The sequence below is a fragment of the Bacteroides intestinalis DSM 17393 genome, assembly GCF_000172175.1.
Lineage (GTDB): Bacteria > Bacteroidota > Bacteroidia > Bacteroidales > Bacteroidaceae > Bacteroides > Bacteroides intestinalis.
Genome location: NZ_ABJL02000007.1, coordinates 518746 through 539518 on the forward strand (window position 1 = coordinate 518746; position 20773 = coordinate 539518).

Sequence of the window (20773 nt, forward strand, 5' to 3'; positions counted from 1 at the left end):
GATATGATTATGAAAAAATTGATAGGAGCAGTGACAGAAGAAGAGAAGCTTGAGATTCAGGTTCTCTTTGAACGCCGGAATGGGTTGAATGAGTTGGCCAGAATCGTAACAGGTAGTAATGAAATGTTATATGAAAAACTGGTGAAAGATTTGGGAGAGACGGGAAGGAAATTTCAGGATTGGTGGGATCGTATGTCAGATCAATATCAATGGGAACAGTGTGAGAAAGGTAATTGGGAGATTAATTTTAGCACGAATGAGATTTATTTGGTTTACGAAGAATGATTGGTTTGAGTAAATATAGAAATCTCAAAATAAATTAGTTATTTTGCAGAAAACAAAAAGTTGCGGTATGAAGTCACTGTGCATCAAGAACTACAAGAATTTTAAGTAAAAAAATAAGCCTCATTGGGGATAAAGACTGCATGGGAAAGTATTCTTTGTGCAGTCTTTTTTCATGATTTGTGATTGCATGTGAGCCTCAGAGGTAGGGTTCCTTTTCTGCATAAGCAAGCGGAGAATGACGGAATGATGAAGTGAGAAAAGAAATTAAGTGAAAAAATAGATAGGGTTCATCAGTTTGTACTATCTTTGCTCAATAGAACCAAAATATGTATTGATGATATTCGTAAATCATCCCGTGTGCGTCAGCATGTCAAGCAGATGGATGATGCAGAGTTGGCAGAGAACTATCCTAAAGAGCTGCTTCTTGATATAGAACAGAAGGCTGTTGAGTTGACTTATTCGTATGAGTTTCCGAATGGTTTGTTTCGTAAACAAATACGGCAATGTGCTGAGAACTCTAATCATGGAAGACTTGAGAGCACATCCTAAAAGTAAGATTTAGGAGATTGCGGGTCGGTTACCGGAAGTCGATTTACAGGAGTTGAGGAAGATGGTTTATTCGATGGTGGATGTGGAATTGATAACAGAAGGGGTTCGTACTGATAGACGTTATGTACTGAAATAAGTGGTAAAAAGAAAAAAATAAAAAAGAAATAGAAAAAGAAAAGGTTTAAGTGGCTGATTGTCAGCTTTGATTTTGTTTTCTATTCTTTTTATAAAAGATAAGAAAAGAAGTAAATATAGAATGGAACGAGAAGATTTTGATATACGCGATAATCAGTTGACCAGTAGGGAGCGCGATTTCGAAAACGCACTTCGTCCGTTATCCTTTGAAGACTTCAGCGGACAGGATAAGGTGGTGGATAATCTGCGTATCTTCGTTAAAGCGGCTCGTCTGCGTGGCGAAGCACTGGATCATGTTTTGTTGCATGGACCTCCGGGATTGGGTAAAACGACACTTTCCAATATTATTGCGAATGAGCTGGGAGTGGGCTTTAAGGTAACTTCCGGTCCGGTGCTTGATAAGCCGGGCGATTTGGCGGGGGTGCTTACCAGTCTGGAACCGAATGATGTGCTGTTTATCGATGAAATTCATCGTCTTTCTCCGGTGGTGGAGGAGTATCTGTACTCCGCAATGGAGGATTACCGCATTGATATTATGATAGATAAAGGCCCGTCTGCACGGAGTATTCAGATTGATCTGAGCCCGTTTACGCTGGTGGGAGCTACTACCCGTAGCGGTTTGCTGACTGCGCCTTTGCGTGCCCGCTTTGGTATTAATCTGCATTTGGAATATTACGATGATGATGTGCTGAGCGGTATCATCCGCCGTTCGGCAGGAATCCTGAATGTTCCTTGTTCTACAAGGGCTGCGTCAGAGATTGCTTCCCGTAGCCGTGGAACGCCGCGTATTGCAAATGCGTTGTTGCGTCGTGTACGGGATTTTGCACAGGTGAAAGGTTCGGGGAGCATTGATACGGAGATTGCCAACTTCGCTTTGGAAGCACTGAACATTGATAAATACGGTCTCGATGAAATCGACAATAAGATACTCTGTACCATTATCGATAAGTTCAAGGGCGGTCCGGTAGGGCTTACTACTATTGCTACGGCTTTGGGCGAGGATGCCGGAACCGTAGAAGAGGTGTACGAACCGTTCCTGATAAAAGAAGGCTTCCTGAAGCGTACTCCGCGCGGACGTGAAGTAACTGAATTGGCTTATAAACATTTAGGACGTAGTCTTTACGATAGTCAGCGTACGTTATTTAATGAATAACGAATAAAAATGAGTGGATTAAAAAGTTTAGCAAAAGAGACAGCTATTTACGGGGTAAGTAGTATTGTAGGACGTTTCCTCAATTATCTGCTGGTACCTGTATATACGATAGCTTTGCCTGCATCATCGGGTGGTTATGGTGTGGTTACGAATATATATGCCTGGGTGGCATTGATGCTGGTATTACTGACGTGCGGCATGGAAACGGGATTCTTCCGTTTTGCCAATAAAGGGCAAGATGATCCGATGCGGGTATATTCCACCACCTTGTTGAGCGTAAGTATCGGCTCAGTGGTATTCGTTGTTTTGGGATTGTTGTTTTTAGAACCTATTGCCGGATGGTTAGAATACGGAGAGCACCCTTGGTATATAGGTATGATGATGATTGTGGTGGCAATGGATGCTATTCAAAGTATTCCGTTCGCTTATCTGCGTTATAAGAAACGTCCCATTAAGTTTGCTGCATTGAAGTTGCTGTTTATCTTTCTCAATATTGCTCTCAATCTTTTCTATTACGTTGTTCTGAAAGGAAATGATGTAGGTTATGCTTTCCTTTTCAATCTGGTATGTACCTCTGTTGTCATGTTGTGCATGATACCGGAACTGAGAGGATTTACCTATGTGCTGGATAGAGAGTTATTGAAACGGATGCTTCGTTACTCCCTGCCATTGGTGATATTGGGTGTGGCAGGTATCTTGAATCAGGTGGCTGATAAGATTATTTTTCCTTTCGTTTATCCCGATGAGGCTGAGGCTACCGTACAACTCGGTATCTACGGAGCTGCCAGTAAGATTGCCATGATTATGGCTATGTTTACCCAGGCATTCCGCTTTGCTTATGAACCTTTTGTATTTGGTAAGAGCAAGGAGAAAGATAGCCGTGAAATGTATGCTCAGGCTATGAAGTTCTTTATCATCTTTACTTTACTCGCCTTCCTGGCAGTGATGTTTTATCTGGACATTCTGCGCCATATCATCGGGCGTGATTATTGGGACGGATTACGGGTAGTACCCATCGTTATGGCAGCGGAAATCTTTATGGGCATTTATTTCAACCTGTCTTTCTGGTACAAGCTGATTGATGAAACCCGTTGGGGGGCTTATTTTTCATTGACGGGCTGCACCATCCTGATATTGATGAATATATTTCTGATCCCGAAGTATGGTTATATTGCTTGTGCCTGGGCTGGATTTACAGGATATGGCGTTGCTATGTTGCTTTCTTACTTTGTGGGTCAGAAGAAATATCCGATACAGTATGATTTGAAGGCAATCGGTATGTATGTGCTTCTTGCTGCTGTGCTTTATCTTGCTGCCGAATATGTGCCGATAGACAATATCTACCTGCGTATGGCATACCGTACAGTTCTGCTGATACTGTTTATCGCCTACGTTGTGAAGCGTGATTTGCCGCTGAACCAAATACCAATCCTAAACCGTATCATAAGACATTAGAATAGTCCGCATGGCAAATTGTAAATTGTAAATCGTCAAATTGTAAATGATATGATGGAAACACCTGAACAAAACCGAAATGTTTTTGCCGTTAAAAAGTTCCTGAGCGAGTATCTTGATCTGAGAAAAGACAAGGACAATGAGCTGGAAACAGTAGACTCCATCCGCAAAGGAGTAGAGTTTAAAGGGGCTAACCTGTGGATTTTGATCTTTGCCATTTTTATGGCATCATTAGGACTGAATGTTAATTCCACGGCCGTAATCATCGGTGCCATGTTGATTTCTCCACTGATGGGACCTATCATGGGGGTGGGACTTTCTGTCGGTCTGAATGACTTTGAATTGATGAAACGTTCACTGAAGAGCTTTCTGATAACGACTCTGTTCAGTGTAACTACGGCTACTGTCTTCTTTCTTGTAAGCCCTGTTGCCGAAGGACAGTCAGAGCTTCTGGCACGTACTTCACCTACGATTTATGACGTATTCATCGCATTGATGGGCGGTCTTGCCGGTGTAGTTGCCCTGTCTACCAAGGAGAAAGGAAACGTAATTCCTGGTGTTGCCATTGCCACTGCTTTGATGCCGCCGCTCTGTACGGCAGGTTACGGGCTGGCAACGGGGAATCTGGTTTATTTCCTTGGAGCATTTTATCTCTACTTCATTAATTCGGTATTTATCAGTCTTGCCACGTTTGCCGGAGTGCGTGTGATGCACTTCCAGCGTAAAGAGTTTGTGGACAAGAAGCGGGAGAAGAAAGTACGCCAATACATAATACTGATTGCCGTGCTGACCATGTGTCCGGCTGTTTACCTGACGGTAGGGATCATTCAGAGCACTTTCTATGAGAGTGCCGCCAATCGGTTTGTTGCCGAACAGCTTTCTTTTGAGAATACACAGGTATTGGATAAAAAAATCCATTATCATGGCAGCAAGGACAATGAGATACGCGTGGTACTGATCGGACAAGAAGTTCCTGAGGCTTCGATTGCCATTGCCCGTAGTAAGATGAAGGATTACAAGTTAGGTGAAACCAAACTGATTGTTCTTCAGGGAATGAATAACGAAGCTGTGGATATTTCTTCTATCCGGGCTATGGTGATGGAAGACTTCTATAAGAACAGTGAAGAACGACTGGTGGAACAAACAAAGAAGATTACAGTGCTGGAACAGAGCCTGGCAAGATATAAATCTTTCGATGAATTGGGCAAAACGATTGTTCCGGAGCTAAAAGTTCTCTATCCATCAGTGAAAACCGTTTCTATCTCTCATGCCATAGAACTGACGATTGATTCGGTACGGACAGATACCATTACACTTGCCGTACTGAAGTTTGGCAAGCATCCCGACGCCCACGAGAAACAAAAGATTACCGAATGGCTGAAAGCACGTACGGGAGCGAAACAATTAAGACTGATTGCAGAATAATTTAATACGAAATAGAATGAAGCTAAAGTATATACTGATTGTTGCTTGCAGCCTCTTCACGTTGACGGGACGGGCGGACGAAGGTATGTGGATGCTGGGAAACCTGAATAAACAGACCCGTAAGGCTATGAAAGAACTTGGCCTGCAAATGCCTGCTGATAAACTATATAATCCGAAGAAGCCGTCGTTGAAAGATGCGGTAGTCAGTTTCGGAGGATTTTGTTCCGGAGTGGTAGTGTCGGAAGACGGGCTGGTGTTTACCAATCATCACTGTGGTTTCAGCAGTGTGCAGCAGCATTCATCAGTGGAGCATGATTACCTGAAAAATGGCTTCGTAGCCCATAGCCGGGCAGAGGAATTGCCTAATCCGGAGCTTTACGTTCGCTTTCTGCTTCGTACGGAAGATGTGACCAAGCGTGTGTTGGGAGCCGTTAAGCCTTCGATGAGCGAAATGGAACGTTCCAGTGCGGTAGACTCTATGATGATGGTAATAGGTGGTGAGGTATCCCTGAAAGACTCCACTTTGCTTGGCGTGGTAGATGCTTATTATGGAGGCAATGAGTTCTGGCTCTCCGTTTACCGCGATTTCAACGATGTGCGGCTGGTGTTTGCACCTCCTTCCTCTGTCGGTAAGTTCGGTTGGGATACGGATAATTGGATATGGCCCCGGCATACAGGAGATTTCTGTGTGTTTCGTATTTATGCAGACCGCAAGAACAGGCCTGCCGATTACTCTCCCGACAATGTCCCGTATCACCCGGAATATGTGGCACCGATTTCACTGGATGGCTATAAGGAAGGCTCTTTCTGTATGACGATAGGCTATCCGGGAAGTACGGAACGTTATCTTTCTTCATTCGGCATCGAGGAAATGATGAATAATTCCAATCAGGCACAGATTGATATTCGTGGTGTGAAGCAAGCTATCTGGAAGCGTGAAATGGACAGCAAAGACAGCATACGCATTAAGTATGCTTCTAAATATGATGAAAGCTCCAACTATTGGAAGAACAGTATCGGTGTCAACCGTGCTATTCGTAAGCTGGGAATCCTAGATAAGAAGCGTGAAATGGAGCAAGAAATCCGTCGGTGGATACAGCAGAACCCGGAAGAACGTGAGAAGCTTCTTCAACTGTTTACCGACTTGGAACTGAATTATAAGAACCGCCGGGAGGTAAACCGTGCGCAGGCTTACTTTATCGAGTCTTTCCTGTATGGACCGGAACTGGTGCAGCTTGCTCTGAAGATTCTGAACTTTGACTTTGAAGGAGAGCAAAAAGCTGTTATTGCTGGTTTGAAGGATATCATCGAACAATATTCTAATTTGGATCTGGATATAGACAAGGAAGTATTTACGGCGCTGCTGAAGGAGTATCGCTCAAAAGTGGATACCACTTTCCTGCCGGAAATCTACCATACTATCGCACAGAAATATGATGGTAATGAGAAAGCTTTCGTAGATAGCCTTTATGCAAGTTCTGAGTTGACTACTCCTCGTGGTTTGAAGCGTTTTCTTGAACGGGACACTACCTATCAGATTTTCGACGATCCGGCTATTTCATTGGGCATTGATATGCTGACAATGTTGTTCGATATGAATATGCAGACGCAGGCACCTACTACGGAAATCATTCGTGGAGAACGCCTTTTGAATGGGGCTATCCGTAGGATGTATGCATCTCGTAATTTCTATCCGGATGCTAATTCCACCATGCGATTGAGTTTTGGGACAGTATGTGGATATACTCCGTTTGACGGAGCGGAATATGATTATTATACAACGACAAAAGGTGTACTGGAGAAGGTGAAAGCTCATGTGGGAGATGTTGATTTTGCAGTACAGCCGGAGTTGGTATCTCTGCTCTCTTCCCGTAATTTTGGAAGATATGCCGATGAAAAGGGCGAAATGAAGGTTTGCTTTATTTCTAATAATGATATTACCGGTGGAAATAGCGGGAGTGCGATGTTTAATTCGAAAGGTGAACTTCTCGGATTAGCTTTCGATGGAAATTGGGAGGCTATGAGCAGCGATATTCTTTATGAACCGAAGATGCAGCGTACCATTGGAGTGGATGTGCGCTATATTTTGTTTATGATTGAGAAGTACGGGAAAGCAGGGAACCTGATCAAAGAATTGAATATTATCAATTAGTGGGCAGGTTCCCGCATTTCCTGGGGGAGACAATTATTTGTTTCCGGACAAAATACCTGTATCAGTATCCTTGTTATTGATTCTTCTGCCTTGACTGTTGCGCTTCTTTCCAAAGTCCAGATTGAAGGATACGTTTAGCATGAACAGAAGCCTTAAGTTCTTGGAATATGCTAACTGGCGATAGGGAGCCGATTTTGAGAGGTTCTCTATTTCCTGTTCATACTTCTTGGTGAACGGGTTCAGTACCCCGGCAGACAAGCTCCATTTCTCCGTATTGTATCCCGCCATGATGGTGTGCAGCTTTTCTTCCTTAGTCAGCGTTTCACCCCACAGGATGTGGTTGCTGGTATTCATTTCTGCCATCAGTACCCAATTCTTATACATTGCCATCAGGCTGCCTCGTAGTCCTGCATTGGTGTGTGTATGCGTGTAGGTGTTGCCGTGACTGATATAGCGGTTCAGGAACGGAGTAAACTTGATAGAGATATACTCCCTGTAAGGTCGTATCTGTATGGCTGTTTCCAGATTGATTCGGTGGAAACCTTTATGATTCTCGGTAGTGCGGATAAAATACCCGTCTTCGTAGTAGGTATTTTCCATAATTGGCTTACTGTCATAGCTATATCTTCCAAATAAATCGACAGATACATACTTGCTTTGCCAGCTGGCAGATAGTGTATTGGCATAGAATGTAACAGACTTTAAGTCGGGATTTCCTTTGCGTATCTGGTACTTATCCATTGCTTGCGAAATGTTGTTCAGGTCGGACAGGGAAGGAGCATACCCCGACACGTATCCGTTGTATCTGAAAAACCACTTCCGTTGATAGAGTACGACAGGCTTAAGGAAGGTTTGACTATATACTTCTCGGAAGAATACTGCTCCTGGCTGTTATAAGTTCTCATGGCTCCAATCCCTACAGTGTAGTTCAGAGCTTTTATCTTTGATTGATATTCGGCAAATAGGTACGTTTCGGCCGTATTCATCGTGATTTTATTCTCTATATTACCCGAATATCTATTTTGCAAATAGGCCTGTGTATGCTTGATACCTCCGGTAAACTTACCTGTATTGAATTGTTTTTCGTAGATACCTTCGCCGATGACGGAGTACTTCTCACCTTTGGTTTCTGAATAGATATCCGTATCGTTATTGTCATTATTAAGGGCTTTCTGAATAAAAGTCCGCTTGTTCTTGCTGTCCAGATAAGAAGCCACTACATCCGCATAGATTGTCTGTTTGTTTTTCAGATTTCTCTGGTAATAGATATCCAAAGAGGGGATCAGTACTTTGGAGGCAGAAAGGTCGGATATGGAGTAGGAGGCATCTCCTTCATACAATGTACTGATTCTGTCCGACATGGAACTGGGAGTATCACTGTATTGGTTTCTGAGAGCAATGTTGAGAAGTTGCTTGTCATGATCCTGGTAACTGTAATTGAGGTTGAAGTTAAGGTTATCGTACTTTACTTTTGTAGGTTCTCCTACCTCTCTATTCTCTTGATAAGCCTCCGGGAAGTGGAAACTTTCATAGTTTTCGCGTGTCCACTTCAGATCTCTCTGTCCCCAATATACGGTAGTACTGAGTTCAGACTTGTTGAAGTGGTATTTGGCAGCGAGGTTATGCTCGCCGTATCCTGTATCAGATACTCCGTTGGTGAGATCAGCAGAGATACTTCCTCCCGATTCCCTTCTCTTTACAATGTAGTTTAATACGGCACCTGCATTTCCGTAGCGTGCGCCGGGATTGTCTATATATTCGATGCGGATCACATCTGCCGGACGAATGGCAATGATTTCAGCTTGAGTCACTTCTACACCGTTCATCCTAAGTTGTACATTGTCTCCTCCGGGAACCGTGATGCTGTTGTCTATCGGATTGACCAGGATGCGCGACAGTTGCAGATTTCTCAGTAAGGAAACTCCGTTGGAAGCGGCTTTAGTCTGCATTTCGGTTGGGAGGATAATTTGCCGGTCAGTCTTTTTGATGATGGGGCTGGCTGTGACGGTAACTCCTTCCAACATTACATTATCGGGCGACAGGGGCAGCTCTCCCAGATTCAGGTTAGCTTGCAGGTTATGGATAGAGAGGTAGGAGTTTTCATATCCGATGCATGAGATACATAAGATATAATCTCCATCGTTTACTTCTTTCAGTAAGAAATAGCCGTCGTTGTTTGTGGCAACTCCGGTGATGAATGTCGAGTCCTGAGCCATCAGGCTGACATTGGCATACTCGATGTTCTGATTGTTATTCTCATCGATGATTTTCCCTGTGATTTTGTTTGTCGCCATCAGGGAGGTGCATAGGAATAATGCTCCTAAAATGATACTTAATCTTTTCATTTTTCTTATTATCTTTAGTGATTATTTCTGTTCTTTGAACATGACAAAGATAGAGCGATAGAAACAGAAAAGCGGTTTATATGCGGCACTAAATAAAGTGCAATGGCTTTTGCAACTATTTGAAAATTAAAGAGTTTTGAACTGCGCTTTATGAAAAAGTTTATATCTTCCCATTTCAGGTTTATATATAAAGAAAAGTGCAAAAAAAGGGAGACCGTAACTTCCGTTAATTGATAAATATCTATCTTTGCAAAGACTTAAAGCAAGAAGGAAGGACGGCATGAAAGCATTGAAACATGGTTTGATAGGTTGGGTATGCGTGTTGGTATTGGCAGCATGTACGGAAGTCCTGTCATTGCAACGCATCCAAATAGAAAAGGCGGAACAGATGTTACAGCAGAATGCAGAGGAGGCGATTGCTCTGCTTCGGTCGGTGAAAGATCCCGAAGTATTACCAGACTCGTTGCGGGCACGGTTTGCGCTGGCTATGGGGCAAGCCCACTATAATGCGCATTGGGTGATGAATGAAGATTCTTTGCTGTTATACGCTCTGGATTATTATGGAAGACCGGATGTGAGTGACACATTGCGCTTGTTGCGTACCTACAAACTGGCGGCGCATTACTTCTACGATAGCGAGAGATATAAAGAAGCTACTGAGATGATGGCTGAAGGGAATCGCATTGCAGCCTTGCGCGGCGATACGGCTGCCCGTCTTGATTTGCTGCGGTCTGTAGCGAATATAGGGGAAGGTAATGATGATTTTGAAGGGCTGATACGCTTACAGAAGCAGTTGATAGCTATAGAGCCTGATTCCACCCGACAATATAATAACTATAACAGCCTGGCGGTATCGTACTACTGTGCAAATCAGAATGATTCTGCGCTGCTGGCTCTTCGTAAAGCTACTGAATGCCTGTATACCTCCACAGACTCTTTGAAGGCATTGTACTATGTGATGCGCAACTACGCTGATATACTGAGTGATTCTGGCAAGAATCGGGAAGCCATCAATTTGCAGCGCCATAGTTTACAAGAATATAAAGAAACTAAACACCCTTTTGAGTCCTTATCTTATTATGCTCTTTCGCGTTATTTCCTGAATATGGGTCAGATGGATTCTGCCCGCTACTATATGCAAATGGGAGATAGCGTGCGTTCGCCCTACATTGATCAGGATTTGTCATTGGCTAACTTTTGGCTGGTACAGAAAACATTGATGGATTATATGGATAGCCGCTCTTTTACCATTCGGGATGTGGCGTTCTTCTCAAACCGGCTGTATAACAACTTTATCCGTGACCAGCGGGTGATAGCCCAAAAAGGAAAGGTACAACTGTTACTTCAACAGCAGAATATGAATCTGCAATTGGAAAAGCAGAAAGAACGGACCTTTTTTGTCGGATTGGTGGCTCTCTGTATTTTGTTGTTGCTGGCTATCGTCTGGTATTTGCAGCGAAGAAAGCATTTGCTTGTGGAAAAGGAAGAAGAACTGGAGGCCTTGCGCCGTCTGCTGCATGAGACGGAAGGCGATGAAAGCGGCAATAATGATAAGTTTGTCAAGAAGATGCTGCTCCAGCAGTTAGGTCTGATACGTATTGTGGCTACGAATCCCAGTTCCGATCATCAGGAGCTATTGGTACAGATGGGACGGATAGCCAATAAAGATGTAGCGGTGGACGATTTGCTGGTTTGGAGTGATTTATATAAGACTATTGACATGGTGCATGATGGCTTTTATACCCGTATCTATCAGAAGTATGGAAATATCCTGAATGAAAAGGAACTGCAACTCTGCTGTTTGTTGAAGTCGGACTTTTCAACGAAAGAGATTAGTGTGGTTATTCAGCAGAGCATACGGACGGTGTATCAACGTAAGACGGTGATACGGCAGAAATTGGGCATGGAAGAAAAAGAAGATATCGCTGAATTTCTTTCTAAGCGGATATGAACAAAGTGTGATAAGGTGGTAAGGTGATAGGGTGATAAAGTGATAACGGGATAACGCTCTGTGATATATAGCGCAGCTACTTTATCACCCTATCACCTTACCACCTTATCACTCCTTTCCTCCCTTTCTTTTATGCTAATGATTACTTTTGCAGTTTCATTAAATGTAATCTGCTTTATGCAATTCCCCGGATTCGGTCATCAAATGCCGACAGTGCCGCCTTCGCACCTTCACCCATTGCAATTACTATCTGTTTGTAGGGAACGTCCGAAACATCTCCTGCTGCATAAACGCCCGGAAGCGTGGTGCGGCAAAAAGCATCGATCTTGATTTCGCCTATTGGTGTCGTCTCCAGCATTTCACGGAAAGGAGCACTATTAGCTGCCAGGCCAATTTGTACGAAGATACCATCCAATGGGAAATCCCGTTCTTCACTACTTACACGGTCTTTGACGCGGATAGCTGTTACCTTATCACCGTTTCCCACTACTTTGGTAGTCTGCGAGGAAGTGAAGATTTCTACATTCGGTAAGCTTTGCGCCTTTTCTTGCAATACCTGGTCGGCTTTCAGCGTATCGGCAAATTCAAAGACAGTCACTTTCCGGCAGATACCCGCCAAGTCGATGGCTGCTTCTATACCGGAGTTTCCGCCACCGATAACGGCTATATCTTTCCCCTGATAGAACGGTCCGTCGCAATGCGGACAGAAGGCAACTCCTCTGCCTATATATTCCGTTTCACCTTCCACATTCAGTTTGCGCCAGCTTGCACCGGTGGCAATTATTACACTGGGAGATATGAATGCTTCACCGCCCACTACTGAAATCCTCTTTTCTTTTCCTTGAAGTTCCGCCTTCTCTATCTTACGGTCTTCAAACAAGTCGATGGGATAATGATTGATATGGCTTCTTAAATTGTCTGCTAACTGTGCACCTGTAGTCTGTGGCACGGAGATCAGGTTCTCGATTCCTACGGTTTCCTTTACCTGACCACCGATCTTTTCGGCTACAATGGCTACCCGTAATCCCTTACGGGCTGAATAGATTGCGGCTGAGGCACCTGCCGGTCCGCCACCTAATACGAGGACATCATAAGTACGTGAGATAGGCTCTGCATTCCCTACTGGTTCGGAACCGAACATTTCTTCCAGCTTTTGCAGAAGTTCGCCTAAAGTGCCACGTCCTACATGAAGCAATTTACCGTTGGCATAGACGGACGGTACGCCTTGAATTTTCAGTGCATCCACTTCTTCCTGGAAAAGGGCACCGTCTATCATTTCATGTGTGGCCTGTCCGTTCAGCAGAGCTATTATGTTCAGAGCCTGCACCACATCAGGGCAGTTGGTACATGTCAATGATACATAAGTCTGCAATGAAATGGGTCCTTTCAACGCCTGAATGCGTCGGTGGATGGCTTCATCGGGAAGATTTTTCCCCTTTCCATCGGCATTCAGTATTGCCAGAAGCAAAGATGTGAATTCATGGCCGTTCGGTATCCCGCGGAATTTGACACCGGTTTCTTTCCCGTTTTTCAGTAAAGAGAATTCCAGCTTCGGTTCTTCAGTTTCAGTTACCTCACAGGAGAGTTTATCGGAACATCCTGCTACATCTTTCAGCAACTCTGTCAGCTCCTGTGCGTTTCCGTGCCGGGGATGGCAGGTGATATGAAAAGTGTACTGTGCTTCTAGGTTTTGGAAGACACTGCGTACTTGATTTAAAATGCTTGTTTCTAACATAACAGTATATGTTTAATTCCAGCCATAAATGCATGCTTATCACATTGTATATTAGGAAAATGTAGTTTCCTGACTGTAGGAAACTGTAGTTTCTGCAGTTGGGAACAGGAGTTTCTGAACCTTGGAACTGCTGTTTCCGGCATTCAGAAACTCCTGTTTCTTATTGCAGGAACGATCGTTTCTTCTAATGGAAACTGTCGTTTCTTCAAAAGGGAACGGCCGTTTCCTCTAATGGGAACTGACAGCAATACATATATGGGACTGATTGATTACTAATGTAAGATAAAAGAGGTCCCCTCTATGTGTGCAATGGATAAAGGGGACCTCGCTAATAAAAAAGGGATGTGAACTTAAATTTTACCAACCAAATCTATACTTGGCTTCAGTGTTTCGCCGCCTTTCTTCCATTTTGCGGGACATACTTCACCGTCGTGCGTAGCTACGAATTGCGCAGCTTCCACCTTACGGAGGAGTTCGTCGGCATTACGTCCGATGTTATTGTCCTGTATTTCGGCAATCTTGATTTTGCCTTCGGGGTTCACGACAAATGTGCCGCGGTAAGCCATACCTTCTTCTTCAATCATTACACCGAATGCACGAGTCAGCACGCCTGTAGGGTCTGCCAGCATCGGATACTTGATCTTGCGGATACTTTCGGATGCATCGTGCCATGCTTTGTGCACGAAGTGAGAGTCGGTGCTTACAGAGTACACCTCTACACCCATTGCTTGGAATTGCTCGTATTTTTCAGCGATGTCCACCAGTTCGGTAGGGCATACGAAAGTAAAGTCTGCGGGATAGAAGAAGAAAATAGCCCATTTGCCTTTTACGTCTTCGTTGGTTACTGTTTTGAAACTTCCGTTCTGGAATGCCTGAACTTTGAATTCAGGAAGCTGGGAATTGATAATTGGTTCCATAATCTTTTTTGTTTTAAAAGGTTTAGTACTTTGTTTTTTCGATGATGCAAAGTTCATGCAAACCGAATGCAGAAGCAAGCTCGCTTGATTATGCTGAGGTACAGCTGATCTTCGCGTTTGCAAAAATATAGCATCTTTTGCCGATAGAACAAAAAAAACGATTGAAAAGATTTATGGGCCGATAGACGAAATCTATACAACGCACTGAGTTGCCCGCAGGGACAGCATTTCGCGGGGTACAGAGGCTTGTATTTCTTTTGTGAGTACCTCCAACAAAGTGTTTCGTATGAAGTGCTCGTTGGTGATGAGAATGATCTGCCGGGTAGGAGTGGGGATGGCAAAGGGGCGCACCAACTCTTTCTGTGTCTCGTTGAGCTGATCGATGGCAAGTTCGGGAATGAAGGTAACGCCTTTACCGCTTTCTACCATACGCATGAATGTCTCCATGCTGCCCAGATGATAAGCGATCTGGCTGGCTTGCGCCGCCTTCATCTGGCAGAAGCGGACTAACTGGTCGCGGAAGCAATGTCCCTCGTCCAGCATCCAAAGCTGTTCGTCGCTGAGATCGGAGGTGCGGATAATCTTATTATCGAACAGTTTGCTTTCGCGCGCGATGTACGCATAGAATTGTTCGTAGAATAAAGGTATCTGGCGGAAGTCATCCTTTTCGGGGAGGGTGGCGATAATGCCGGCATCTATCTCTCCTTTTATAAGAGCCTGCTTGATGTCCTTCGTCTTCATCTCCGTTACGCGGATATCCAGTTTGGGATATTTCTTCATCAGTTGCGGAAAGAAGCGCGGCAACAGATAAGGGGCGATGGTGGGAAGTATGCCTAACTTAAAGACACCCGACAAGGAGTGCTTTTCTTCTTCAATAATATCCTTTATGTGGCCTGCCTGTTCCAATACGATACGGGCTTGCTCTATTACAAGCCGTCCGACGGGAGTAGGGCAGATGGGTTGTTGGTTTCGGTCGAATATCTTGGTGTCTAACTCGTCTTCCAGTTTTTGTATCATGGCACTCAGAGTGGGTTGAGTTACGCGGCAATGTTCCGCAGCTTTGGCGAAATGGCGGAACTGATTAACGGCAAGAATGTATTCCAGTTGTTGTAAAGTCATGATAAATAAAGGGTTTGAACGGGTTATATAGATTCTGTCTATGCAAAGATAGAAATTATCTGTTTGACAAGCGTTGATTTGCCTCTTATCTTTGTACAAAAAACGAAGAAAGGCTGCATCTCAGCATAATCAAGCAAGCTTGCTTCTGCCTTCGATTTGCACTTTCTTTGCAACAGGAAAAAGAAAAACAGTATAAACTATTAAAACCATAAAATTATGAAGACTTTAAATTATATCAAGTTAAATGAATCGGGAGTAGCTAACGTAGTATCTGCATTGCATCAACTTTTGGCAGATTTCCAGGTGTATTACACGAATCTGCGCGGTTTCCACTGGAACATCAAGGGACATGGTTTCTTCGTATTGCACGAGAAGTTTGAAAGTATGTATGACGACGCAGCCGAGAAGGTGGACGAAATTGCAGAGCGTATCCTGATGTTGGGTGGTGTACCCGAAAACAAGTTCAGCGAATACCTGAAAGTTGCAAAGATCAAAGAAGTATCTGACGTGGCTTGTGGTAGCGATGCGGTCAGCAATATTCTTGAAACTTACGGATACCTCATTGGTGAGGAAAGAAAGATCATTGAACTGGCCAATGAAGCAGGTGACGACGTTACTGCCGACCTGATGACAGGCTATCTGAAAGAACAGGAAAAGATGGTTTGGATGCTGGTCGCTTTCAGTACAAAAGGATGCACAGACAAATAATATATAGGTTTAGGTGATAAATGATGGAAAGGTGATGAAGTGGTGGAGACACTGCTTTATCACCTTTTTCCTTGTATATTATTTCTTTTTCGGTGCCCGTCTTGCCCAACCTTCTTCACTGAAGTCAGGTTCTTTATCGCGGAACTCCTTGTTGTCATTTTGGAAGAATTGTCTCCAATCGTCTTTCTTGCCACGAGCGCTAGTATAGCCACGTTCTTCGCGGCTCGGTTTGCCTTTCTTTTTGTCAGCCGGAGCATTGTCAGATTTACTTCTACTGTTTCTGGGCGTATCGTTACGTTTTCCAGATGCATCGCTACGCTTTTCATCTTTGAAGCTACGCTTTTTGCCATCAAACTCCTTTTTGCTGTAACTGCTTCCTTCGCTTTTACGTCTGCCTTTAGGAGCTTCCTTGCCTTCTTCACCGGCAATCTCCACAGAAACCTTACGACCGTTCCAGTTGGCTCGGTTTAAAGCTTTTACTACATTTCCCGCTTCTTTCTCGTCTACCTCAAAAAATGAGAAGTTCTTCATCAGATCAATACGTCCCAGTTCCACACGACCACGGGTATTACTGTTCAGAAGACTGATCAGTTCATTGGGGAAGAAATTATCCATCTTACCCAGATTGATGAACAGGCGCGTAAATCCCGGTTCAGCTTTGCGGCTGCTACTTCTGCGGTCACCACTGCGTTCGTTGCCGCTTCGGCCGTTACGTTCACCACGGCTATCGGTAGGCATTTCTATTTCTTCGCGATTGCGGTAATATTCTGAGAAACGGTTGAACTCGTGGGAAACCATACGTTTGATAAGGTCTTCTTTGCTCAACCAGTCCAGTTTACGGTATATTTCAGGCATAAAGTCAGCCATGTCTTCTTCGTTCACTTTCACCTTTTCCAGATCGTCAATCACTTTCAGGAGCTGTTTCTCGCAAATCTGTTTGCCGGTAGGCATTTCACCAATAATAAACTTCTTGCTGATGATACGTTCTATTTCGCGCATCTTACCTTTTTCGCGCAAGTTGATGATGGCGATAGAAGTACCGGTCTTTCCGGCGCGTCCTGTACGTCCGCTACGGTGGGTGTAACTTTCGGTATCATCTGGCAGACCATAGTTGATAACATGTGTCAAGTCGTCTACGTCGAGTCCGCGTGCAGCAACGTCCGTGGCAACCAGGATTTGCAGATTACGGATGCGGAATTTCTGCATTACGGCGTCACGCTGCGCCTGACTTAATTCACCGTGCAGTGAATCGGCATTGTAACCGTCCTGCATCAACTTGTCGGCAATTTCCTGCGTTTCTTTGCGCGTACGGCAGAAAATGATACCGTATATCTGCGGATAATAGTCTACAATACGTTTCAGAGCCGCGTATTTATCCTTGGCATGAACGGTGAAGACTACATGCTTCACGTTGCTTGTACTTTCATTTTTCCGTCCGATAGTGATTTCTTTGGCGTCACGTAAGTATTTCTTTGAGATACGTGCAATCTCCGGGCTCATAGTGGCAGAGAATAATAACGTATTACGCTCCTGAGGCACATCGGCAAGAATAGCGTTAATACTGTCCGTGAATCCCATGTTCAGCATTTCGTCCGCCTCGTCCATCACTACATTCTGGATAGTGGTGAGCGATACAGTCTTACGTTCCATCAGGTCGAGTAGTCGTCCCGGGGTAGCAACGATGATATGTACACCTTGTTTCAGGGCACGTATCTGGCTATCTATGGATGAACCACCATATACGGGCAATACCCGCAATCCAGTGATGTATTTGGAATAGTCATTCAAATCACCTGCAATCTGCAAGCAAAGTTCGCGTGTAGGGCAAAGTATAAGGGATTGTGGAATCCGGTTCTTTACATTAATTTTTTGGATAAGTGGCAGGCCGAATGCGGCGGTTTTCCCCGTTCCTGTTTGTGCAAGTGCTACAACATCATTATTTTCTCCTAAAAGGTAAGGAATCACTTCCTCTTGCACCGGCATGGGACACTCATATCCCATTTCTTCAATGGCGCGGCGTATCTCCGGCGACAGACCGAGCTCTTCAAAATTCTTCATTAAATCTTTGTATATCTTTATATTCGGGCACAAAGATAGAACAATTTTAGTGATTAATTATCGTTTTTCACTAAAAGAATACTTTGCAGCTTCTTAATTTCTTCTTTCTTGAGTCCGATGCCCCTTTCCAGATAGGTCTCCACGTCACCGTACCTACGTTCTATTTCTTCTTTGGCAGCATTCAGGAAATCTTCTCTGGCTGAATAAACAGTCGTGATGGCTTCTTGCGAACGTGCAGGCAGATTGTAGGCATAACGTGAGGCGCTGGGAATATTAAAGTAGTCATTGCTGAGACGATAATCTTCCATGATAATATCGCTGTTCACACCAAGAGAAGCGAGTATCAGTGCCGAAGCAATGCCGGTGCGTCCCTTACCGGAGGAACAATGAATGACGACAGGATAGTTAGCACTGTCCAACAGGATATCGAATATCTGCCGGTATTCATGGTGGTAGTTCATCACTAACTCGCGATTCATTCGTTCCACCATACGGTATACAGTATCACTTTTTATTTTTTGTTCCTGGATACCTCTCAGAATATCTTCCATATCCCCCGTTTTTATGGGAATATGTACGACATTGAATCCTTCTTGTAATGGGGTATGTCCTTTTAACTCTGATTCGGAGCGCAGGTCTACAATAGTCTTGATGCCTATATTCTTTAGTTCTCTGCGCGAGTAGCATTCCAGACTGTCTATCTGGGCTGAGCGGTAAAGCATACCCCAGCGCAATTGTTTCTGGGTAGGATATGATGGATATCCTCCCATATCGCGGAAGTTCTGTATACCAGGGATATTGACATTACGGGTAGCAATCTTCACACGGTATTTATCATTAAATACAAGGGTATAGTAATACCGTCTGGTAGGGTCCGTGGTAACAATTGTCATTCGTTGGTCGGCAATATTTGCCATGGCCACCGGAGAATCTTCGGGAATATAGTTCGGGTCGGTAGAGGCATATACCTTTACGTTTCCTTTAATAAGAGGGGCCATTTCCCATTTGACGATACTATTTCCAACGTTGTTTTCTTCGCAAACGACGGAGATATGGGGAGCTGTGCCGCTACAAGCCGGTAGCAGTAATACACATGTTAGCAAGTTCAACAGATTTTTATACATAGTTTTTTGTCTGAGCGTATACTGCAAAGATATGTATTCTGCTGACTTTTGTTACTTCAAGGCGCAGAGTTTCACAGAGTTTTTTCTCCTTTAACGGGGATTTAGTTAATGGGAGGCAACTGGCGGGCAAACTCCGGTGATATGGAATTGTTAAAACTCCGGCATACATCTGCCGAGAACTCGATGCCGCAACGGATAATCTTGTCCCAGGTGGCTTCATCTATTTGTCCCAGATCGCAGTGGCGTACATTGTACTTCAGCAGGCCATAGATGATTCCGGCATTGAAATTATCACCCGCTCCAATAGTACTGACTGCCTCCAATGGCGGAATAGCATACTCTTTGGTAATGCTTTTCGTACGCAGTGAAATCTCTTTCGCTCCGGCAGTGCAAAGAAAGTTAGAGCAATAAAAACGAATCTTATCTTTGTAGACCTTATCCACTTCCTTTTGATTATACATATAGAAGAAATCTTCTATAGAACCGCGTACAATGTCGGCATATTCCAGATTCTCGATGATGGTTGATGTCAGTTTAATGGCTTCATCTTTATGCGAGGAGCGGAAGTTAGGATCGTAGTAGACAATTGCTTTCTTCTCACGTGCCTGCTCCAACAGATCCTGAACTTTATCGCGCAACACCGGGTTCAGGGCAAAATATGAACCGAAAACTACGATGTCGTCTTCTTCCAGTTTTGGGAAGACTACATCCAGCCGTTGCTTGGGATAATCCTTATAGAAAATATATTCCGCATCACCATGTTCGTTCAGGTAAGCCAGTGATACGGGAGATTTGCCATCGGGGAACACATTGACATATTCGGTAGACATGCCGCTATCCTGCATGAATTGCAGAATTGTGTTGCCCACCTGGTCGTTTCCCGTTTCGCTGATGAAGCTCACAGGTACGCCTGTCCGTGCCAATGACACGATGCCGTTAAATACTGAGCCACCCGGTACAGCTGCTGTCGGCTGCCCGTTGCGGAAAATGATGTCAAGGATAGTTTCTCCTATACCGATTACTTTTCGCATAATTTTCTTGATTTTTCACCCAAATACCCACCGTGATGACGTTTGGAGTAGTCTCCAATTGTAAAGCCGGTCTGTTGCATTACCTGTACTACAAGAATGTCACCGATGACGGTCATTACAGTAGTCGAGGTAGTGGGCGTCATTCCCAGAGCACAGACTTCCTTGGGCTTTCCTGTGCTGAGACATACATCAGACTCATGAGCCAACGGACTATCTGGATTTCCGGTAATAACAATAAATTTAAGCTCTGGGTTCAAATTATGAGCTAATTGTGTGAGTTCCACGATTTCGCGTGTTTTGCCGGAGTTAGAGATCAATAGCAGTAAATCGTTTTCCTGCAAGATACCTAAGTCACCGTGTTGAGCTTCGCTGGGATGCAGAAATACGGAAGGGATTCCGGTAGAACAGAACGTAGTTGCAATGTTCATGGCAATCTGTCCTGCTTTTCCCATACCCGAAGTTACCAGTTTCCCTTTCCGCCGGTGAATTTGTTCCACGATAAGTTCTACTGCACGCTCGTAAGCGTCTGTCACGGGGATGTTTAGAACAGCTTGTGCTTCTTTCTGCAAAAGCTCTTGAATGGATTCAATCATTATACTATTTTTGTTAGTAGTTAGGTTATAGCCTACAA

The 20773-nt window shown here is 44.1% G+C and carries 17 protein-coding genes; 8 read left to right on the forward strand and 9 right to left on the reverse strand.

Going from position 1 to position 20773, the window contains the following annotated elements; all coding sequences use genetic code 11:
* Positions 1 to 9: 9 nt before the first annotated feature.
* The 6 genes from BACINT_RS05930 (at position 10) to BACINT_RS05955 (ending at position 7154) form a co-directional block, all read left to right on the forward strand.
* Complete coding sequence (locus tag BACINT_RS05930) at positions 10 to 285, forward strand: CXXX repeat peptide modification system protein (RefSeq protein ID WP_044154899.1); 276 nt, start codon at positions 10 to 12, stop codon at positions 283 to 285.
* Positions 286 to 591: 306 nt separating this feature from the next.
* Positions 592 to 834 (forward strand): hypothetical protein, encoded by a 243-nt coding sequence (locus BACINT_RS24510; protein WP_044154800.1) that lies wholly within the window; start codon positions 592 to 594, stop codon positions 832 to 834.
* 256 nt (positions 835 to 1090) lie between these two features.
* Positions 1091 to 2122 (forward strand): Holliday junction branch migration DNA helicase RuvB, encoded by a 1032-nt coding sequence (ruvB, locus tag BACINT_RS05940; RefSeq protein ID WP_007661363.1) that lies wholly within the window; start codon positions 1091 to 1093, stop codon positions 2120 to 2122.
* Between the two features lie 9 nt (positions 2123 to 2131).
* A complete protein-coding gene (locus tag BACINT_RS05945) occupies positions 2132 to 3577 on the forward strand; it encodes a lipopolysaccharide biosynthesis protein (RefSeq protein ID WP_007661364.1) in 1446 nt (481 codons plus the stop codon).
* Positions 3578 to 3631: 54 nt separating this feature from the next.
* Positions 3632 to 5002 carry a TIGR00341 family protein gene (locus tag BACINT_RS05950; protein ID WP_044154900.1) on the forward strand — a complete coding sequence of 457 codons (1371 nt, stop codon included), beginning with the start codon at positions 3632 to 3634 and terminating at the stop codon, positions 5000 to 5002.
* Positions 5003 to 5018: 16 nt separating this feature from the next.
* A complete protein-coding gene (locus BACINT_RS05955; protein WP_007661367.1) occupies positions 5019 to 7154 on the forward strand; it encodes a S46 family peptidase in 2136 nt (711 codons plus the stop codon).
* A 33-nt stretch (positions 7155 to 7187) separates the two neighbouring features.
* Here BACINT_RS05955 and BACINT_RS24515 read toward each other — a convergent pair whose 3' ends face one another.
* A complete protein-coding gene (locus BACINT_RS24515) occupies positions 7188 to 7946 on the reverse strand; it encodes an outer membrane beta-barrel protein (protein ID WP_232288745.1) in 759 nt (252 codons plus the stop codon).
* Positions 7913 to 9499, reverse strand: a complete 1587-nt coding sequence (locus BACINT_RS05960; RefSeq protein ID WP_232288746.1) for a TonB-dependent receptor — start codon at positions 9497 to 9499, stop codon at positions 7913 to 7915. Before BACINT_RS05960 ends, BACINT_RS24515 begins: the two co-directional genes overlap by 34 nt.
* Positions 9500 to 9779: 280 nt before the next feature.
* Here BACINT_RS05960 and BACINT_RS05965 point away from each other — a divergent pair, with 280 nt between their 5' ends.
* Positions 9780 to 11450 carry a tetratricopeptide repeat protein gene (locus BACINT_RS05965; protein WP_007661371.1) on the forward strand — a complete coding sequence of 557 codons (1671 nt, stop codon included), beginning with the start codon at positions 9780 to 9782 and terminating at the stop codon, positions 11448 to 11450.
* 175 nt (positions 11451 to 11625) lie between these two features.
* Here the strand turns inward: BACINT_RS05965 and ahpF are convergent, their stop codons facing one another.
* The 3 genes from ahpF to BACINT_RS05980 form a co-directional block, all read right to left on the reverse strand.
* A complete protein-coding gene (ahpF, locus tag BACINT_RS05970; RefSeq protein WP_007661376.1) occupies positions 11626 to 13185 on the reverse strand; it encodes an alkyl hydroperoxide reductase subunit F in 1560 nt (519 codons plus the stop codon).
* A 350-nt stretch (positions 13186 to 13535) separates the two neighbouring features.
* Positions 13536 to 14102, reverse strand: a complete 567-nt coding sequence (gene ahpC / locus BACINT_RS05975) for an alkyl hydroperoxide reductase subunit C (protein WP_007211096.1) — start codon at positions 14100 to 14102, stop codon at positions 13536 to 13538.
* Positions 14103 to 14294: 192 nt separating this feature from the next.
* Positions 14295 to 15221 (reverse strand): hydrogen peroxide-inducible genes activator, encoded by a 927-nt coding sequence (locus BACINT_RS05980; RefSeq protein ID WP_007661379.1) that lies wholly within the window; start codon positions 15219 to 15221, stop codon positions 14295 to 14297.
* Between the two features lie 216 nt (positions 15222 to 15437).
* Between BACINT_RS05980 and BACINT_RS05985 the strand changes: the two genes are divergently transcribed.
* The gene (locus BACINT_RS05985; RefSeq protein WP_007216682.1) at positions 15438 to 15929 is read left to right on the forward strand and encodes a Dps family protein; all 492 of its coding nucleotides are present in this window, start codon (positions 15438 to 15440) and stop codon (positions 15927 to 15929) included.
* Between the two features lie 78 nt (positions 15930 to 16007).
* On the opposite strand, the gene BACINT_RS05990 is transcribed toward BACINT_RS05985, so the two are convergent.
* The 4 genes from BACINT_RS05990 to BACINT_RS06005 form a co-directional block, all read right to left on the reverse strand.
* Entirely contained in the window at positions 16008 to 17987 is a 1980-nt protein-coding gene (locus BACINT_RS05990; protein ID WP_007661380.1) for a DEAD/DEAH box helicase, read from the reverse strand.
* A 53-nt stretch (positions 17988 to 18040) separates the two neighbouring features.
* Complete coding sequence (locus tag BACINT_RS05995) at positions 18041 to 19111, reverse strand: tyrosine-protein phosphatase (RefSeq protein WP_007661381.1); 1071 nt, start codon at positions 19109 to 19111, stop codon at positions 18041 to 18043.
* 101 nt (positions 19112 to 19212) lie between these two features.
* Positions 19213 to 20142 (reverse strand): carbohydrate kinase family protein, encoded by a 930-nt coding sequence (locus BACINT_RS06000; RefSeq protein ID WP_007661382.1) that lies wholly within the window; start codon positions 20140 to 20142, stop codon positions 19213 to 19215.
* Positions 20130 to 20735 carry an SIS domain-containing protein gene (locus BACINT_RS06005; protein ID WP_021967858.1) on the reverse strand — a complete coding sequence of 202 codons (606 nt, stop codon included), beginning with the start codon at positions 20733 to 20735 and terminating at the stop codon, positions 20130 to 20132. The genes BACINT_RS06000 and BACINT_RS06005 overlap by 13 nt, the downstream gene beginning before the upstream one ends.
* Between the last annotated feature and the right edge of the window lie 38 nt (positions 20736 to 20773).

Excerpts from the sequence above, each read along its gene's own strand:
- BACINT_RS05930 (WP_044154899.1), top strand. The coding sequence starts at position 10 with ATGAAAAAATTGATAGGAGCAGTGACAGAAGAAGAGAAGCTTGAGATT.
- ruvB (WP_007661363.1), top strand. The coding sequence starts at position 1,091 with ATGGAACGAGAAGATTTTGATATACGCGATAATCAGTTGACCAGTAGG.
- BACINT_RS05945 (WP_007661364.1), top strand. The coding sequence starts at position 2,132 with ATGAGTGGATTAAAAAGTTTAGCAAAAGAGACAGCTATTTACGGGGTA.
- BACINT_RS05950 (WP_044154900.1), top strand. The coding sequence starts at position 3,632 with ATGGAAACACCTGAACAAAACCGAAATGTTTTTGCCGTTAAAAAGTTC.
- BACINT_RS05955 (WP_007661367.1), top strand. The coding sequence starts at position 5,019 with ATGAAGCTAAAGTATATACTGATTGTTGCTTGCAGCCTCTTCACGTTG.
- BACINT_RS05960 (WP_232288746.1), bottom strand. The coding sequence starts at position 9,499 with ATGAAAAGATTAAGTATCATTTTAGGAGCATTATTCCTATGCACCTCC.
- BACINT_RS05965 (WP_007661371.1), top strand. The coding sequence starts at position 9,780 with ATGAAAGCATTGAAACATGGTTTGATAGGTTGGGTATGCGTGTTGGTA.
- ahpF (WP_007661376.1), bottom strand. The coding sequence starts at position 13,185 with ATGTTAGAAACAAGCATTTTAAATCAAGTACGCAGTGTCTTCCAAAAC.
- ahpC (WP_007211096.1), bottom strand. The coding sequence starts at position 14,102 with ATGGAACCAATTATCAATTCCCAGCTTCCTGAATTCAAAGTTCAGGCA.
- BACINT_RS05980 (WP_007661379.1), bottom strand. The coding sequence starts at position 15,221 with ATGACTTTACAACAACTGGAATACATTCTTGCCGTTAATCAGTTCCGC.
- BACINT_RS05985 (WP_007216682.1), top strand. The coding sequence starts at position 15,438 with ATGAAGACTTTAAATTATATCAAGTTAAATGAATCGGGAGTAGCTAAC.
- BACINT_RS05990 (WP_007661380.1), bottom strand. The coding sequence starts at position 17,987 with ATGAAGAATTTTGAAGAGCTCGGTCTGTCGCCGGAGATACGCCGCGCC.
- BACINT_RS05995 (WP_007661381.1), bottom strand. The coding sequence starts at position 19,111 with ATGTATAAAAATCTGTTGAACTTGCTAACATGTGTATTACTGCTACCG.
- BACINT_RS06000 (WP_007661382.1), bottom strand. The coding sequence starts at position 20,142 with ATGCGAAAAGTAATCGGTATAGGAGAAACTATCCTTGACATCATTTTC.
- BACINT_RS06005 (WP_021967858.1), bottom strand. The coding sequence starts at position 20,735 with ATGATTGAATCCATTCAAGAGCTTTTGCAGAAAGAAGCACAAGCTGTT.